This is a genomic window from Amycolatopsis thermalba, from assembly GCF_003385215.1.
Lineage (GTDB): Bacteria > Actinomycetota > Actinomycetes > Mycobacteriales > Pseudonocardiaceae > Amycolatopsis_E > Amycolatopsis_E thermalba.
Genome location: NZ_PQHW01000004.1, coordinates 106577 through 122761 on the forward strand (window position 1 = coordinate 106577; position 16185 = coordinate 122761).

Annotated in this window: 15 protein-coding genes and 1 pseudogene; 8 read left to right on the forward strand and 8 right to left on the reverse strand. The window is 73.0% G+C overall.

Features of this window, described 5'->3' with window-relative positions; genetic code table 11:
* Positions 1-16 precede the first annotated feature (16 nt).
* Positions 17-625, forward strand: coding sequence for a helix-turn-helix domain-containing protein (locus tag D0D15_RS03170; RefSeq protein WP_094006144.1), 609 nt, complete (start codon positions 17-19; stop codon positions 623-625).
* An 83-nt stretch (positions 626-708) separates the two neighbouring features.
* On the opposite strand, the gene D0D15_RS03175 is transcribed toward D0D15_RS03170, so the two are convergent.
* Together D0D15_RS03175 and D0D15_RS03180 are read right to left on the reverse strand one after the other, a co-directional pair.
* Positions 709-1296 (reverse strand): TetR/AcrR family transcriptional regulator, encoded by a 588-nt coding sequence (locus D0D15_RS03175; RefSeq protein WP_094006143.1) that lies wholly within the window; start codon positions 1294-1296, stop codon positions 709-711.
* Positions 1293-2717, reverse strand: a complete 1425-nt coding sequence (locus D0D15_RS03180; protein WP_094006142.1) for an FAD-binding protein — start codon at positions 2715-2717, stop codon at positions 1293-1295. The genes D0D15_RS03175 and D0D15_RS03180 overlap by 4 nt, the downstream gene beginning before the upstream one ends.
* A gap of 183 nt (positions 2718-2900) precedes the next feature.
* Between D0D15_RS03180 and D0D15_RS03185 the strand changes: the two genes are divergently transcribed.
* Positions 2901-5222 carry an ATP-binding protein gene (locus D0D15_RS03185; protein WP_094006141.1) on the forward strand — a complete coding sequence of 774 codons (2322 nt, stop codon included), beginning with the start codon at positions 2901-2903 and terminating at the stop codon, positions 5220-5222.
* Here D0D15_RS03185 and D0D15_RS03190 read toward each other — a convergent pair.
* Complete coding sequence (locus D0D15_RS03190; RefSeq protein ID WP_094006140.1) at positions 5206-6417, reverse strand: cytochrome P450; 1212 nt, start codon at positions 6415-6417, stop codon at positions 5206-5208. The genes D0D15_RS03185 and D0D15_RS03190 overlap by 17 nt on opposite strands.
* A 162-nt stretch (positions 6418-6579) precedes the next feature.
* On the opposite strand from D0D15_RS03190, the gene map reads away from it, so the two are divergent.
* The 5 genes and pseudogenes from map to D0D15_RS36860 form a co-directional block, all read left to right on the forward strand.
* Positions 6580-7359, forward strand: coding sequence for a type I methionyl aminopeptidase (gene map / locus D0D15_RS03195; RefSeq protein ID WP_094006139.1), 780 nt, complete (start codon positions 6580-6582; stop codon positions 7357-7359).
* A 324-nt stretch (positions 7360-7683) separates the two neighbouring features.
* Entirely contained in the window at positions 7684-9210 is a 1527-nt protein-coding gene (locus D0D15_RS03200) for a TROVE domain-containing protein (RefSeq protein ID WP_115944224.1), read from the forward strand.
* A gap of 136 nt (positions 9211-9346) precedes the next feature.
* Entirely contained in the window at positions 9347-9952 is a 606-nt protein-coding gene (locus tag D0D15_RS03205; protein WP_094006137.1) for an excalibur calcium-binding domain-containing protein, read from the forward strand.
* Positions 9949-10578: a class F sortase gene (locus D0D15_RS03210; RefSeq protein ID WP_115944225.1), complete on the forward strand. Its 630-nt coding sequence runs from the start codon at positions 9949-9951 to the stop codon at positions 10576-10578. The genes D0D15_RS03205 and D0D15_RS03210 overlap by 4 nt, the downstream gene beginning before the upstream one ends.
* A 244-nt stretch (positions 10579-10822) precedes the next feature.
* Positions 10823-10915, forward strand: a pseudogene (locus D0D15_RS36860) (hypothetical protein); the annotation flags it as partial.
* A gap of 141 nt (positions 10916-11056) precedes the next feature.
* Here the strand turns inward: D0D15_RS36860 and D0D15_RS03225 are convergent.
* The gene (locus D0D15_RS03225) at positions 11057-11677 is read right to left on the reverse strand and encodes an SAM-dependent methyltransferase (RefSeq protein ID WP_094006135.1); all 621 of its coding nucleotides are present in this window, start codon (positions 11675-11677) and stop codon (positions 11057-11059) included.
* Positions 11664-12680 carry an NAD(P)/FAD-dependent oxidoreductase gene (locus tag D0D15_RS03230; protein ID WP_094006134.1) on the reverse strand — a complete coding sequence of 339 codons (1017 nt, stop codon included), beginning with the start codon at positions 12678-12680 and terminating at the stop codon, positions 11664-11666. Before D0D15_RS03230 ends, D0D15_RS03225 begins: the two co-directional genes overlap by 14 nt.
* A gap of 128 nt (positions 12681-12808) precedes the next feature.
* Here D0D15_RS03230 and D0D15_RS03235 point away from each other — a divergent pair, with 128 nt between their 5' ends.
* Entirely contained in the window at positions 12809-13885 is a 1077-nt protein-coding gene (locus D0D15_RS03235; RefSeq protein WP_094006133.1) for a carboxylate-amine ligase, read from the forward strand.
* Here D0D15_RS03235 and D0D15_RS03240 read toward each other — a convergent pair.
* The 3 genes from D0D15_RS03240 to D0D15_RS03250 are packed head-to-tail and all read right to left on the reverse strand — an operon-like array spanning position 13872 to position 16118.
* The gene (locus D0D15_RS03240; protein ID WP_094006132.1) at positions 13872-14477 is read right to left on the reverse strand and encodes a bifunctional 4-hydroxy-2-oxoglutarate aldolase/2-dehydro-3-deoxy-phosphogluconate aldolase; all 606 of its coding nucleotides are present in this window, start codon (positions 14475-14477) and stop codon (positions 13872-13874) included. The genes D0D15_RS03235 and D0D15_RS03240 overlap by 14 nt on opposite strands.
* On the reverse strand, positions 14464-15219 hold the full coding sequence (locus D0D15_RS03245; RefSeq protein ID WP_094006131.1) for an IclR family transcriptional regulator: 756 nt from the start codon (positions 15217-15219) through the stop codon (positions 14464-14466). Before D0D15_RS03245 ends, D0D15_RS03240 begins: the two co-directional genes overlap by 14 nt.
* On the reverse strand, positions 15219-16118 hold the full coding sequence (locus D0D15_RS03250) for a sugar kinase (RefSeq protein WP_094006130.1): 900 nt from the start codon (positions 16116-16118) through the stop codon (positions 15219-15221). The genes D0D15_RS03245 and D0D15_RS03250 overlap by 1 nt, the downstream gene beginning before the upstream one ends.
* Positions 16119-16185: the final 67 nt, after the last annotated feature.

Consider the following 16185-nt stretch of genomic DNA (forward strand, 5'->3'; position numbering starts at 1 on the left):
TGGATCGAGGAGCACGGTGGTCGAGCAAGACGGAAACGCGGCCGGACCACAGCACGGTGACGACCTGGCCGGCGCGTTCGGCGGCAACGTGCGGCGGCTCCGCGAGGAGGCGGGCCTGACGCTGGAGCAGCTGTCCGCGCAGTCATCGGTCAGCCGGGCGATGCTGTCCAAGGTCGAACGCGGCGAGAAGAGCCCGACGATCGGCGTCGCGTCGAGGATCGCCCACGCGCTCGACGCGTCGCTCTCGGACCTGGTCGGTGCGCCGGCTGCCGCCTCGTCTGGCGTGGCCGTGGTCATGCGCAAGAACGAACGCCCCGTGTTCCGTGACCCGGAAACCGGCTTCGAGCGGCACATGGTGTCAGCGGCCCCGGGCGCGGGGCGAGCCGAGATGATCGTCCACCACCTCCCCGCGCAGGTCTCCACCGGGCTGCTGCCCGCGTATCCGCCGGGCACGGAGAAACAACTCGTGGTGCTCGACGGCACCCTCACGGTCGCGATCGGCGGGATCAGCGAGACCCTGCACAGCGGCGACTCCCTGTTCTTCCAGGCCGACGCGGACCACGGGTTCGCCAACCGGACGGACGCTCCCTGCGAATACATCATGGTCATCACGCGCCGGAGCTGATCGAGATTCCCGGGCGGGCCCGCCTGTCACAGCGGTATCGTGCGGCTGCGGCGGGCCCGGGAGTCCACATCGGACCGTGGCAATCAGCCGCCGAGGTCGGCCGCCAGTCCGTTCAGGATCAGTGCCACGTCCTGGTCCCACAGCCGTCCCAGGCACTCGGCCGGGATCGTCTGGTGCAGCTCGTCCTGTTGCGCCAGTTGCCAGCACAGCGCGCGGACCGCCCGTCGCGCCACCTCCGGCGCCCGCGACCGGATTCCGGCTTCCTCCAGCGCCACGACCAGCGGCACCCCGATCGCCGGCGGCGGGCCGTTCCGCGCGGTCTGCAGCGCGATTTCGCAGGCCACCCCGGGATACCGGCCCAGCACCGAGTGGATTTCCCGGGCCAGATCGGCCAGGCAGCACCGCCAGCCGCGACCGCCTGGCGGGACCAGCACCAGCCCGGCGATCCGTTCGACCACGGCGGCCGTGATCGCGCCGCGAGCGCCCACGTGGTGGTAGACCACCGCCGGGTACACGCCCAGGCGGTCGGCCAGCTCGCGCATCCGCCAGCCACGCAGGCCCTTGTCCGCGGTCAGCGCCACCGCCTCGTCGAGCACCAGCTCCGGGGTGATCCCCGCCCGGTGCAGCGAGACCCGCTGCCTGTTCATCCGCGCGTTCCCGGCCAGCGTCATCGCACCGCGGCCGTGATCCCCTGGCCCGGCGCGAGGATCAACGCCGGATCGAACAGCCGCTTGGCCCGCACCACGTCCTCCCAGTCGTCGCCGTAGTGGCGCTGCCAGTCCGCGGCCGTGAAACCGTGCGTGCCGATCGGGTAGACCACGCCGCCGGCCGCGGTCGCGTCCGCGATCCACTCCCGGTTGCGCACCAGCATCGCCTCCGCGTAGCCGGCGTCCGCGTCGTGCTCGGCGGCGTTGAGCACGTCGAACAGCCACACCAGCCCGTCCGGCTCGGGCCGCGGCAACCGCAGCCGGGGCCGCCGGAACGCGCTCGTCCGGTGCGGGAACAGCAACACGAAACCCTCGCCGTGCGGTGCGGACCAGTCCAGCGGGGTCATGCGGTCGAGGGTGGCGCCGACGAACTCCCGGACCCGCGAACCGGGCAGGAACACGTCGAACCACGGCTTCCGCCGCTCGTCCCAGCCGGCCTGCCGCCACTGGTCGATGATCGCCGAATACTTCAGCACGTGGTCCAGGTAGCCGGACACCTCGTGCTGCACCGGACCGGCCCAGCCCAGCCGGCCGGGCACGTCCGGCGGCGGCGCGCCGTCCGCGTACTCGTACCAGGCCGCGTGCACCAGGAACGTCGGCCCCGGCGGCACGATCATGCAGTAGACCTCGGTCGCCAGCCCGCCGGAGATCAACGCGCGCATCGCGGCGAACGCCCCGTCGATGCCGGGATGCGGCAGCACCCAGGAGTGCACCCGCGCGGGCATCGGCGCCACCACCAGCTCGGCGCGGGTGATGATCCCGGCCTGCCCGAGCCCGCCGAGCGCCGCCGCGAACAGCTTCCGGTTCTCCGCCTCCGACGCCCACACGACCTCGCCCCGGCCGGTGACGACCTGGATCCGCTCGACGAAGTCGATCTGCGCCCCGGCCTCGAAGTTCGGGCTGATCCCGCCCGCGCTGAGGGTGCCGCCGACGGACAGCGGCACGTACCCGGTCAGCCCGCCCGCGAAGCGCAGCCCCGATCCGGCGAGCGTGGCCGCCAGATCCGACCACAGCACCCCGGCGTCGGAGTCGGCGCGGTCCCCGTCGGCCCGGTGGATCGTGTTCAGGCTGGTCATGTCGATGACCAGACCGTCCGGCGCGAGTGCCTGCCCGTTGGTCTGGTGGCGGGTGCCCTGGGCGGCGACCGGGATGGCGTGGTCGTGGCAGAGCCGGACCATCTTGGCGATGTCGTCCACCTCGGCCGGCCGCAGCACCGCGCTGGGCCGTCGGGTCACGAGCCGGCCCAGGTCACGGGAGGCGGCCTCGCGCGCGGCGTCGTCGACGAGCAGGTCACCGGCCAGCGGAGGCGCCGGGACCGCGGCCCCGGACGGGCGGGTGGTCCACTCGCGGCCGCCGGGGTCCCAGCCGATGGCTGTGCGGGTCATCGGTCTTCCTCTCGCGTCGTCCGGAACTCCACCGTGGCGCGACGGCGGCTCCGGCACATCCGGGCGTTCCACAAACCTGGCCCGGCCTCACGTACGTGAGGCCACGAGGGGTGACAGCGACCGCGGGCGTCCCTTACAGTTCACCGCGACCGGTTGAACGGCGTTTAACCTTGTGGGGCGGCGGTGATCAGGCGAGCGGAGCTGGCGAGCGCTGGGCTGACCAGTCTGGTCGGGCGGGACGAGCTGCTGCGCTCGCTCGCCGGGCTGCTGCGGGACGACGTCCGCCTGATCACGCTGACCGGCCCGGCCGGGGTGGGCAAGACCCGGCTGGCCGTGACGCTGGCCCAGCGCACCGGCAGCGCGTTCGACGTCACCGCCGTGGTCCACCTGGCCGACCTCAATCCCGCCAGCAACGCGGCGGAGGCGGTCGCGCAGTCGATCGTCACGGCGCTGGGCATCACCGACCACCACTCGCAGCGGCCGGCGCTGCAGGTGCTCGTCGAGCGGTTGCACGAGCAGCGGGCCCTGCTGGTGGTGGACAACGCCGAGCACCTGCTCGACGCGGTCGCCGACGTGGTGGTCGCGCTGCTGGACGAGGTCCCGGGCCTCAGCGTGGTGGCCACCTCGCGGCACCGGCTGGAACTGGTCGGCGAACGGATCATCACCGTGCCCCCGGTGAGCATCCCCGAGGTCCACGCCTCCCCGGAACGGGCGCACACCAGCGAGGCCGTGGTGCTGCTGCTGGAGCGCGCCACCGCCGCCGGCTACCCCGCCATCCCGCACGACGGGCCGGTCTTCGCCGCGGCGGTCGAGCTGGCGCGCTGGTCCGGCGGCCTGCCGCTGGTCATCGAGCTCATCGCCGCGCAGATGGGCTCCGGCCTGTCCCCGGACAAGATCCTGCAGCGGCTCGACGGCGGCAGGCTGCTGACCGCGACCGCCCGCCGCACGCAACCGCACCACCGCACCCTCACCCAGGCCCTGGACGTGTCGTGGGCGCTGTGCAGTCCCGCGCAGCAACGGCTGTGGGCCCGGCTGGCGGTGTTCTCCGGCGGGTTCGACCTGGAGGCGGCCGAGGAAGTCTGCGGCGGCGACGACGCGGTCGGCACCGGTGAGGTGATGACGCTGGTCAAGGGCCTGGTGCGGCAGTCGATCGTGCTGATGAGCCCGGACGGGCGCTACACGCAGCTGCAGCCGTTGCGCGAGTACGGGTTGCGTCACCTGGACGCGCTCGGGGAGACCCGGCGGGTGCGCGACGCGCACTGCGGGTGGGTGCGGCGGCTCGTGGCGGACGCGGCCGCGCAGTGGTTCGGGCCGCAGGAGCTGGAGTGGCTGGCCAGGGTCTACCGCGAGATGCCCAACATCCGCGCCGCGGTCGACTGGTGCGCCGGCTCCGGCGAGGTGGAGACCGGGCTGGCGATCGTGACCGACGTGATGCGCACGCGGATCCCGTTCTTCTACGCGCAGCAGGCCACGACGTGCGCCTGGATCGAAAACCTGCTGCGCGCCGGGCCCGGTGAACCGAGCATGGTCCGAGTCGCCGCGCTGGCCTCGCTCGGGTTCACGCTGACCGCGATCGGCGACCGGTCCCGCGGCGAGCACTACCGTGACGCGTGCCTGGCGATGGCCCGGGAACTCGGCGCCGAGGACGCGCCACCGGTGCTCTACGTCGAGGGCACCTACCGGGTGCTCAGCCTGGGCGACACCGCGGGCCTGCCGCTGCTGCGGCGGGCCCGCGACGGGTTCCGCGCGGCCGGCATGGCCGGGGACGGTCAGATGGCGGCGCTGATCCTGTCGGTGGCGGCGGGATTGCTCGGGCCGTCCGAGATCGCCGACGCCGCCTCCGACGAATGCCTGGCCGACGCCGAAGCGCACGAGTCGCCGTGGGCGGCCAGCTGGGCACTGTGGACACAAGGGCTCCCGGCGCGCACGCACCCCCGGTACGTGCTGCACGAGTGCCTGCGCCCGCAGGTCGAGATGGGCGATCGGTGGGGTTCGACGTGGACCGTCGAGGCCGGGGCGTGGTGGCGGTCGCGGGCCGGGCAGCCCCGGGAGGCCGCCCGGTTGCTCGGCGGTTGTCTCGGCCTGCAGCAGCGCCACGGCGTCGGGCTCGGCGGGCTGGTGCCGTTCCGGCGGCAACGGCGTCTGGCCGAGGAGCGGATCGTGGCCGCGATCGGGGAGGCCGCCTTCCGCGCCGCCTACGCCGAAGGCACCCAGCTCAGCACCGAGGAGGTCTACGACCTCGCGTTGCGGCCGGTGGAGGTGAACACCGTCGACGTCCGTCCGGACGTGACGCTGCGGGCGCTCACCGCGGCCGAGACCAGGGTCGCCGCGCTCGTCGCGGCCGGGCTCAGCAATCCGCAGATCGCCGCCGAGCTGGCCGTCTCGCGGCGGACCGTCGAGACGCACCTGACGAAGATCTTCGCCAAGCTGCGCATGAACCGGCGGGCGCAGCTGGCCACCTGGTACACCCAGCAGACCGCCGCGCCCGCTAGACGGGCCACGTGACGGGAAGCGCTTTCACCCCGCGGATGACGCCGTAGGTGCGTTCGGCCACGAAGCCCTCCGGCAGCGCGAAGTCCGGGATCGCCGCGAGGAACTCCTCGCAGATGACCCGCAGTTCGACGCGGGCGACGTGCAGGCCGAGGCAGCGGTGCGCGCCCGCGCCCCAGCCGAGGTGCGGCCGGCGCGGGCGGCCCAGCCGGAACTCGTCGCCGTCCGGGAAGTGGTCCTCGTCGCGGTTGCCCGAGCCCCAGGTCAGCAGCATCCGGTCACCGGGGCGGAGCGGGACGCCGGCCAGTTCCGTCTCGCGCACCACCGTGCGGCCGGTCGCCGCGACGGCGGACTCGTGCCGCACGCTTTCCTCGACCAGCTGCGGGATCAACCCGGGATCGGCGGCCACGCGCCGCCGCAGGTCCGGCCGCTCGGCGAGTTCCAGCAGAATGCTGGCCAGCTGGTCGGTGGTGGTCAGGTTGCCGGCGGCGATGAGCAGGAACGTGAACTTGAGCAGTTCGTGGTCGCTCGCGAGCCTGCCGTTGATCTCGCTGTTGACCACCGAGGTGAGCACGTCGGACCCGGTCTTCCCGCGGCGGGACCGGATGTGGGCCAGCAGGAACTCGGTGTACTCGCGGCCGATCGCCTCCGCCGTGCGCGGGCTGTCGGCCGCGGCCAGGCCGTGCACGAGCGCGGCCAGCGTCGGGCGCTGTTCCTCCGGCAGGCCCAGCAGGGACGCGATCACCAGCGGCGGGATCTTCGCGCACAGCTCCGGCACCAGGTCCGCCTGCCCGCGTGGAGCCAGCCCGGCCACGACTTCCCGGGACACGCGGCGGATGTAGTCCTCGTGGGCCGCCGCGGCGGGCGGGGTGAAGAACGGCTGCAGGTGCCGTCGCCAGCCGGCGTGCTCGTGCAGGTCCTGCTCGAACAGCGGCGCGATCACCTCGCCGGTCTCCGGCGCCACGACGACCGCGCCGACCTCCGCGGCGGAGGAGAAGGTGTCCCCGTGCTTGGCGACGTGCCGGAGGTCGTCGAACCGGGTGACCACGAACATGCCGCCGTGCGCCTCGCTGTGCGCCACCGGGCAGGACTTCCGGAACTGCGCCAGGGTTTCGTGGATGGTCGCGGCCTGGGCGGGGTCGAGGTGGTCGAAGGTGCGGGCCCGCTCCCGCACCAGATCGGCGACGGCCGGGTCACTGGTCTGGCTCACGTGGGTCAACAATCCACACTCGCCCAGCTCGGGGCAAGGAAAAGCCTCCGTCCGGCCTAGTGTGATCCACCACTGGGCACGCAGCGTGACTGGTATTACTATACCGGAGGTGCGCTAGGGTGGCGGTATAATAATACCGAACACCGTGACGTGAGGTTTTTCGTGATCGAACTGAAGACGCCCGCCGAGATCGACCGCATGCACGTGGCCGGGCGGTTCGTCGCCGAGGTGCTCACCGAGATCGGCCGGCTCGCCGATGTGGGTGTCAACCTCCTGGACCTGGAGCACCACGCGCGCGGCATGATCAAGCGGCGCGGGGCGGAGTCGTGCTACTGGGACTACGCGCCGTCCTTCGGCAAGGGCCCGTTCCGCAACGTGATCTGCCTGTCGGTCAACGACGCCGTCCTGCACGGCCTGCCGCACGACTACACGCTGCGCGACGGGGACGTACTCACCGCGGACCTCGCGGTCGGCATCGACGGCTGGGTGGCCGACTCGGCGCGCACCATCGTCGTCGGAACCGCCGCCGAGGAGGACCTGCGGCTCATCCGCGCCACCGAGGAAGCACTGGAGGCGGCCATCGAGGCGGCCCGTCCGGGCAACCGCCTCGGCGACATCTCGGCGGCGATCTGGGCGGTGGCCTCCGGCTACGGCTACCCGGTCAACACCGAGTTCGGCGGTCACGGCATCGGCCGCACCATGCACGAGGACCTGCACGTGCCCAACAAGGGCCGGGCCGGCCGCGGCCTGAAGCTCCAGCCGGGCCTCACCCTCGCGCTCGAACCGTGGTTCGCCCGCACCACCGATCGGATCGTGTACGACCCGGACGGCTGGACGATCCGCTCGGCCGACGGCTCCCGCACGGCCCACTCCGAGCACACGGTCGCCATCACCGAGGACGGCCCGCGGGTGCTCACCCGGCGGGAATCGGAAGGAGACTAGCTGTAGTGCCCGACGAGGTTGGTGACGCGTGGAGGTAGGCCCATTCATCGGCCAGGGCCGCCTTGATCAACCCGACGCACCGACACACTGTCCACGATCCCTGCCGCCAGCACGCCGCAAAAATCGGTTCGGGATACGGGAGTTGCGGCGTATCCTGATCTTCGCACGCCGGTCACCTCGGACAGGCCCGGTGCGCAGGCGAGGGTTACTTCCGGTTCACCAGGTTCGACTCCTGCGCCTCCGCAAGGAGGTGGAAACCTTCACCGACTCCTTCTCGGGCCTGTCCGAGGTCGCCGGCTCCCCTTTTTCCCCTGCGAGGCAGGCATGTCCAAGTTCAACCTGCTCCGCCGAAGACCGGCGAACCGGTCCCCGATCGTCACGGCCGCGGTGCCCGGTGTCGTCAACCACCAGGGCGGCACCGGTTACGCCCGCGACACCAAGTCCGAGCTGTTCCTGCTCGCGGTCGCGAACATGGTCGGCGAGGACACCTTCTACGAGCAGGCGGGCGACCGGGACAGCCGCTACGCCGAGCTGGTCCGCCGCGCCGCGCTCGGCGATCCACAGTGGACGGCGCGGTTCCTGCGCTGGCTGCGCACCGAGGCGAACATGCGCTCCGCCTCGCTCGTCGGCGCGGCCGAGTTCGTCAAGGCACGCCTGGACGGCGGCGCCGACGACGGGCCGTCCAACCGCGCCGTCGTGGCGAGTGTGCTGCGGCGGGCGGACGAGCCGGGCGAGCTGATCGCGTACTGGTTCAGCCGCTACGGCCGCCGCCTGCCCAAGCCGGTCAAGCGCGGGGTCGCCGACGCGGTCGGGGCGCTGTACGACGAGCGGTCGGTCCTGAAGTGGGACAGCGGTAGTCGCGGTGTGCGATTCGCCGACGTGCTGCGCCTGGTGCACCCGCAGCCGCGGGACGCCGTGCAGGACGCGCTCTTTGCACACCTCCTGCGCGGCGGCACGGCGCCGGAGCTGGACCTGCTGGCCCGGCGGCGGGCGCTCATGGCGCTCCCGGTGGAGCGTCGGCGAGCGGCCCTGGACCCCGCGCAGCTGCGGGCCGCCGGCATGACGTGGGAGGCGCTGGCCGGGCACCTGCAGGGCCCGCTGGACGCGGCGGCGTGGCAGGCCGTCATCCCGGGCATGGGGTACATGGCGCTGCTGCGCAACCTGCGCAACTTCGACGAGGCCGGGCTGCCGGACGAGGTGGCCGACCGCGTCGCGGCCCGGCTCGCCGATCCGGCGGAGGTGGCGCGGTCGCGGCAGTTCCCGTTCCGGTTCCTGTCCGCCTACCGCGCGGCGCCGTCGCTGCGGTGGGGACCGGCGCTGGAGCGCGCCCTGCACGCGTCGCTGTCCAACGTGCCCTCCCTGCCGGGGCGGACGCTGATCCTGATCGACCGGTCCGCCTCCATGTGGATGAGCGGCAGGCGGTCGGCGGTCACGTTCGCCGACCAGGCCGCCCTGTTCGGGTGCGCGCTGGCGGTGCGGGCGCAGCGGCCGACGGTGGTGGTGTACGGCTGGGACAGCCGCGAGGTGCGGGTTCCGCGCGGCGGGTCGCTGCTGCCGTTCGTCGACAGCCTCGACAAGTTCCCGGCCACCAACACCGCGGCGGCGGTGCGCAGGCACTACCGCCGCCACGACCGGGTCGTCATCGTCACCGACGAGCAGTCGGCCACGGCGGACGCGTCGATGGGTGTGCCGGACCGGGTTCCGCTGTACGTGTGGAACGTCGCCGGGTACGCCACCGGCAACACGCCGTCCGGGCTGGGCACGCGGCACACGTTCGGCGGGCTGACCGACGCGGCCTTCCGGATGATCCCGCTGCTGGAGTCCGGCCGGGACGCGGACTGGCCGTTCTGACCCGCGAACAAGGTCCGAATACCGACATTATCGGGAAAACAATTTCCGGAATTGCGCGAGTAACGTTCGTTCATTCCGGAACGACAAAGCGGCTGAATCTTCCCCGAGATCGTTTCCCCGGAAAAGGACGTCCCCCATGCGCATGATCAGTCGCGTTCTCGGCACGGCCGCAGTGGCGGGTATCGCACTGCTGGGTCCGGCACCTGCGGTTTTCGCGCAGCCCACCGACAAGTACGACTGCAGCGATTTCACCTACCAGGAAGAGGCGCAGGCCGTTCTCGACCAGGATCGGTCGGATCCGTACGGCCTCGACGACGACAACGACGGCAAGGCCTGCGAAACCCTGCCGAGCAAGGGCGGGCAGCCGTCCACGCCGTCCACGCCGTCCAGCACCGTCACCCAGGCCCCGCCGGTCGTCACGAGCACCAAGGCTGCCCCGGCGGACCTGGACTGCGCTGACTTCGCGACCCAGGCGCAGGCCCAGGCTGTCCTCGACGCCGACCGCAGCGACCCGCACCGCCTGGACGCCGACCACGACGGCATCGCGTGCGAGACCAGGTTCGGGGAGAAGAACACCACCGGCGGCGGTTCGCAGGTGAAGGTCAAGCCGGTCGGTGGCGTGGACACCGGCGGCGGCGACGAGGGCACCGACGCGGGCCCGGCCGTCGCGGTCGGGGCGCTCGTGCTGGTCGGCGGCGGCGCCGGCACCATGCTGCTCCTCCGGCGGCGCGCCGGCCGATGAGCACCACGCGCTGGCGCCGATGGCTCGCGTTCGCGGCCATCGGCGCCGCCCTCACCGCCTGCGGCTCCCCGGCCGAGCCGCAGCCCGCGCCGGCCGCGGCGCCGACATCGGCGCTGCCGGCGCAGACCACCACGCCGGTCACCACCCCGGTCGACGGACCCCTGCCACACTCCCGGCCGGTCACATTGGAGGTGCCCTCGATCGGGGTCCGCACCGGCCCGATCATCGACCTCGGCCTGACCGACGACGGCGCGCTGGAGGTCCCGGAGGACGCCGTGACCACCGGCTGGTTCACCGGCAGCCCATCACCGGGGGAGACCGGGCCCGCGGTGCTCGCCGCGCACGTCGACTACAACCACGTGCCCGGCACCTTCCACCGCCTCAAGGACACCAAGCCCGGCGACCAGGCGATCGTGCACCGCGCCGACGGGACCACCGCCGTGTTCACCGTCTACCGCGTCGAGCGATACCCGAAGTCGCGGTTCCCGACCGACGACGTCTACGGCGACACGGCCGGGCCGGAGCTGCGGATGATCACCTGCGGCGGCGACTTCGACCGCTCGACCCGCAACTACGCGGACAACGTCGTGGCCTACGCGCGCCTGTCCCAGACCTACCGCGGCTGAGCCACGCCACTGCCTCCGTCGGCCGGTGACCTCGACCTCGCTGGGCGCCTGCGGGTTCAGCGTCGGGCCGAGCACCGGCCGCACACTTCTCCACTTCGGACTCCTCCGCGCGCACGCAGACCGTCGTGGGGTGGCCGTCGAACCCGAGCTTCGCCCGCGCGACGCGATCCTCTACAACGAGCCGCGCGGCTCGGTGCGCACGGAGGTGAACGGGGCGCTGGTCGTGGAGAACACCGGCCCGCCGGTGCCGGCCGAGGCGCTGCGCGGCCTGTTCGAGCCGTTCCGCCGCCTGACCGGCGACCGCACGTTCCACACCAACGGCGCCGGCCTCGGGCTGTCGATCGTCCGCTCGATCACCACCGCCCACGGCGGTTCCGTGCGGGCGGACCCGGGGCCGCGCCGGTGGCCTGCGGGTCACGGCAGACGTGCCCGAGGCGTGACCGCGGAGCCGGTGACCGCGGCTCCGTGGTGGCAAGCCCTAGCGTCGCGCCCGCACCACGGCGTCGTGGATGGTCACCGGGTTGCCGTCCGGGTCGGTCGCGGCGCGGGGCCGCGCCTCGGCGACCTCCACCGTCCATCCGGCGGGCAACCAGCTCGCCACCTCCTCCGCGCTGCTGAACCGCTCGGGCACGTTCGGCCGCCCCATCGTGGTCTCCAGGTCGCGCGCGTCGTGGTGCACCAGCAGCAGCGTGCCGCCCGGGGTGACCCACTCGGCGAGCCGCCCGGCCAGCTCACGCAGCTCCGCGTTGCGCAGGTGCAGGAACTGCGCCGAGATCAGGTCGAAGCGGCGGTCACCCGGGTCCCAGGTCCGCACGTCGGCCCGCACCCACTCGATCCGCTCCCCGACTCCGGCCTGCGCGGCGTGCTCGGCCCCGCGCCGCAGCGCGGTCTCGGACAGGTCCAGCGCCGTCACGCGCCAGCCGCGCCCGGCGAGCCAGCAGCTGTCGGCTCCCTCGCCGGCCCCGATGTCCAGCGCCGCGCCCGGCGGGAGGTCCGCGGCCTCGGCGACCAGCTGCGGGTTCGGCCGTCCACTCCAGACCGCGGTGTGCGAGCGGTACCGCTCCTCCCAGAACTCCTCGCCGTACTCATCGGATCCCATGGCGCCGCACCCCTCCCACGAGTTCGCCGACCTCGCCCTCACGGGCGAACACCCCGGCGCGGTGCGCGGCGACCGCCTGCCGGGTGTCCTCCGCGACGAGGTCGGCGTTGATCGCCGCACCCGCCGTCAGCCCGCCGGACGCCGACACGATCACCTGCGCGGTCACGTTCGCGACGTTCCCGGCGACCCACACGCCCGGCACCGCGGTGGCACCGGTCGGGTCGGCCGCCACGTACGTGCCGACCACGTGGCCCTGCACGACCTGCTCGGTCACCTCGAGGCCGAGCGCGGTGAGCAACCCGGCGCGAGCGGTGAACCGGGGCGCGACCACGACCACCTGCCGCGGCACGACCTCCCCGGAGGCCATCCGCACGCCGGTCAGCCGGTCCTCGCTCACCTCGACGGCCGCGACCTCGCCTTCGACCACGCGGATCCCGCGCGCGGCCAGCTCCTCGCGCTGCTCGTCGGTCAGCTCGGGCGCGTGGTGCCGGAACACCGTCACGTCCGCGCTGAGCTGCCGCCACAGCAGTGCCGCGTGCACGACCAGCGGGTTGCTGCCGATCACGCCGATCGCCTGGTCACGCGCCTCCCAGCCGTGGCAGTACGGGCAGTGCAGCACGTCGCGCCCGAACCGCTCGGCGACCCCGTCGATGTCCGGCAGCTCGTCGACCAGCCCGGTCGTCACGAGCAGGCGGCGCGCGTGGACCGACCGGCCGTCGTCCAGGGTCACCTCGAACCCGTCCCCGGTCCGGGCAGCCGCGGTCACCGTGCCCGTCACGACCTCGCCGCCGTACCCGGCCACCTCGTCGCGGCCGATGGCGACCAGCTCGGCCGGCGGGGTGCTCTCCCGGCCCAGGTAGTTGTGCACGTGCCCGGCCGGGGCGTTGCGCGGCCGGGCCGCGTCGACCACCAGCACCGACCGGCGCGCCCGGGCCAGCGCGAGTGCCCCGGCCAGGCCTGCCGCGCCGCCACCCACCACCACAACGTCGTACTTCTCGTCCATGGCGGCGACTATCCGCGCGCCCGGCAGAGGTGACAAGAAAATTTGCCGGGATGGCAAAGAGCCTGCCGTCCGGGCTTGAACAGCCGCGGAGCGGGTAAACAGCGGCCACCGAGTGGAGAGGGCGAGGCTTGGACCAGATACCGACGTTCGGTGTGGAAGAGGAGTTCCTGCTCGTCGACGATCAGGGACACCTGTCGGACCGTGGTCCGGAGGTGGTGGAGGCCGCCGAGCGGCCGGACGGCGACGTGCAGCGCGAGCTCGCGCGCAGCCAGGTCGAGCTGGCGACGCAGGTGTGCCACGGCGCGGAGGAACTGCTCGACCAGCTCACGCACTTCCGCTCGCGGCTGGCGGGCGAGGCCGCGAAACGGCAGCTGCGCCTGATCGCGACCGCGACGCCGCTGCTCGCCGAGGAGCACCCGCCGGGGCTCACGCCCACCCCGCGGTACCGGCGCATGGGCGAGCACTTCGGCCTGATCGCGCGCACCGGCACCACCTGCGGTTGCCACGTGCACGTCAAGATCCCGGACCGGGCCACGGGTGTGCGGATCAGCAACCACGTCCGGCCGTGGCTGCCGGTGCTGCTCGCGCTGACCGCGAATTCGCCGTTCGACAGCGGCCACGACACCCGGTACAGCAGCTGGCGGCACGTGCTGTGGTCGCGCTGGCCGTCGGCGGGCCCGCCACCGCTGTTCGGCTCGCTCGGCGAGTACGAGTCCCGCGTGGCCGCGATGCTCGAATCCGGCGCGATGCTGGACCGGGGCATGATCTACTGGGACATTCGGCTGTCCGAGAAGCGTCCGACGCTGGAGTTCCGCATCAGCGACGTCGCGGCGACCGCGCGCGAGGCGACGACGCTGGCGGTGCTGGTGCGGGGTCTCGTGCTCACCGCACTGTCCGAACTGGACTACCCGCCGCCGCCGGTGCCCGTCGAGGTGCTGCGGGCCAACCTGTGGCGCGCGGCCCGCGACGGCCTGGAGGGCTCGGCCCTGCACCCGGAAACCGGCCGCCTCACCCCGACTCCCGTGCTGGTCGGCCAGCTCGTCGAGCGGATTCGCCGCGCCCTCACCGAAACCGGCGACCTCGGCTTCGTGGTGGAATCGCTGAACTGGGTGCGCGAGCACGGCAACGGGGCCCAGCGTCAGCGGCGTGCCTTCGCCGCCAACGAGTCGCTCACCGACGTCGTGGACCTGCTCAGCCTGCGATAGCTCGCTTCAGCGCGGCCAGCGCGCCGGGGTCCGCCAGTGCCGAACCGACCGCGACCGCGCGGCATCCGGCGGCGAGGAAATCGGCGGCGTTGCCGGCGTCGATCCCGCCGGTGGCGACGAACCGCACCGACGGGAACGGCGCGAGCTGCGCGGTGATCCAGTCCGCGCCCAGCTGGCGGGCGGGAAACGCTTTCAGCCACGTGTTGCCCAGGGCCAGCGCGTGCGCGATCTCGGTCGCCGTCGCCACGCCCGGCAGGTGCGGCAGGCCGAGCCGCTGCGACTCGGCGACCACGTCCGGGTGCAGTCCGGGCGCCACGGAGAACTCGGCGCCGGCCTCCCGCACCGCGCTCAGCTGGTCCACTGTGGTCACCGTGCCCGCGCCGACGCTCTTGCCCCGCTCGGCCGCTGCCTCGACGGCCGCGCGCAGCGAGGGCATCGCGTCCGGCGTCTGCACCGGGATCTCCACCAGCTCCACACCGAATTCCCAGGCACGCGTGCACATGTCCACAGTGGCCTGTGGATCGAGGCCGCGGAAGATGCCCAGCACGGGGTTGCGGTCGAGGTGCGCGGCGAAGAAGTCAGCGGCGTCCATGGTCGTCTCCTCCCCAGCCCAGTGCCCGGGAGACCCGGTGGGCGGCGGTCCGGTACTCGTCGAGGTGGGCACGCAGCTCGGCCAGCGGGGCGACGACCTTGAGCGCGGTGACGGACAGGCTGTGCGTCACCTGGCCGCGCGCGTCGTACACCGGCAGTGCCACGCAGTTCAGGAAGTCCTCGTGCTCGCCGTCGTCCTCGGCCCAGCCGCGCTCGCGGACGCGGTCCAGCTCGGCGGACAGCTCCTCCGGGCCGGCGACCGTGGTCGGCGTGAAGCGCTGGTAGTCGCACCTGGACAGCCAGCGCGCGCGATCCGGCTGGTGGGCGAGGATCGCCTTCGCGACACCGGCGGTGTGCAGGATCGCCGGCAGCCCGATGCGCGAGCCCATCGCCACGCTGCCCCGGCCGTCGATCTTGTCCACGTACACCACGCGGTCGCCGGCCAGTTCCGCGAAGTGGACGGTGTGCCCGGAGCGTTCGCTCAGCTCCTGCAGGATCGGCCGGGCCAACGCGCGGGCCTCGACCTGGTCCAGGGCGAGCTGGCCGTAGGCGATGAGCTGGAACCCCATGGCGTAGCGGTGGTCCGGAACGCGGCGGACGAAGCCGCCCTCCTCCAGGGTCTGCAGAATCCGCAGCGCGGTCGACTTGTGGACACCGAGGTGGTCGGCGATCTCGCCGAGCGTGCGGTGGCGGCGGGAGACGAACGCGACGATGTCGATGGCGCGGGCGACGGTCTGGGACATCAGCCGAGTTCCGGGACGATCTCGGACGCGGGCGGCAGCTCGGCGAAGTCCGACGGCTCTTCGAGCACGCGCGCGGCGGCGTAGTGGCCCAGCCTGAGGCGGGTCATCTCGTCGCGGTCGTCGAGGAAACCGCTGAGCCACCCCGCCGCGAACGCGTCCCCGGCGCCGACGGCGTCCACCACGTCGACCTTTGTGGACGGTGCACGGTGGACTCCGCTCGGCGTGAAGCTGACCGCCTCGATCGCCGCGTCCTTGACCACCAGGTAGCGCGGCCGGTCGAGGAAGGCGCGCACGCTCTCCGCGTCGGTCGTGCCCCACAGGGCCTCCGCTTCGTCGCGGCCGACGAAGACGATGTCGCTGTCCTGGGCCAGTTCGCGCAGGACCTCGGGCGCGTCCCCGTCCCACAGCTGGGGGCGGTGGTTGACGTCGAAGCTGACCAGACCGGGGCCGCGGACGAGAGCGCGGGTGGCTTCGCGGGCCTGGCCGGAGAGGGCGGCGGTGATGCCGGAGACGTGCACGAGGCGCGCGGGCCGGGCGGTCCAGCGCGCGATGTCGGCGGTGGTGATGGCGGAGGCGGCCGAGCCGGCGCGGTAGTAGTAGACGCGGGTGCCGGCCGGGGTGGGGTCCTTGAAGTAGACCGCGGTGGGGCGGTGCTCGTCGCGGCGGACCAGGGAGGTGTCGACGCCGTGGCGCTGGAGGTCGTCGAGCACGAGGTCGCCGAGGGGATCGGCGCCGAGTGCGCTGGCCCAGGCCGCCCGGTGCCCGAGGCGGGCCAGCAACGCCGCGACGTTCGACTCCGCACCGCCGGGCCGCAGCAGGAAGCGGCTGCCCGAGACCAGACGACCACCCGCCTCGGGCGTGACCATGACCATGGTCTCGCCGACCGTCAGCACGTCCACTGGATGGCCTCCGTTGCGTATGTTGCAATGCGGTTGTTCTTTTTGCAATATATCAGGAGTGGAGATG

What these genes read in the sequence shown, in the direction of transcription:
- D0D15_RS03180 (WP_094006142.1), bottom strand. Translation starts at nt 2,717, where the DNA reads ATGACCCGCACAGCCATCGGCTGGGACCCCGGCGGCCGCGAGTGGACC.
- D0D15_RS03210 (WP_115944225.1), top strand. Translation starts at nt 9,949, where the DNA reads ATGAGCACCACGCGCTGGCGCCGATGGCTCGCGTTCGCGGCCATCGGC.
- D0D15_RS03200 (WP_115944224.1), top strand. Translation starts at nt 7,684, where the DNA reads ATGTCCAAGTTCAACCTGCTCCGCCGAAGACCGGCGAACCGGTCCCCG.
- D0D15_RS03205 (WP_094006137.1), top strand. Translation starts at nt 9,347, where the DNA reads ATGCGCATGATCAGTCGCGTTCTCGGCACGGCCGCAGTGGCGGGTATC.
- D0D15_RS03175 (WP_094006143.1), bottom strand. Translation starts at nt 1,296, where the DNA reads ATGACGCTGGCCGGGAACGCGCGGATGAACAGGCAGCGGGTCTCGCTG.
- D0D15_RS03240 (WP_094006132.1), bottom strand. Translation starts at nt 14,477, where the DNA reads ATGGACGCCGCTGACTTCTTCGCCGCGCACCTCGACCGCAACCCCGTG.
- D0D15_RS03225 (WP_094006135.1), bottom strand. Translation starts at nt 11,677, where the DNA reads ATGGGATCCGATGAGTACGGCGAGGAGTTCTGGGAGGAGCGGTACCGC.
- D0D15_RS03245 (WP_094006131.1), bottom strand. Translation starts at nt 15,219, where the DNA reads ATGTCCCAGACCGTCGCCCGCGCCATCGACATCGTCGCGTTCGTCTCC.
- D0D15_RS03230 (WP_094006134.1), bottom strand. Translation starts at nt 12,680, where the DNA reads ATGGACGAGAAGTACGACGTTGTGGTGGTGGGTGGCGGCGCGGCAGGC.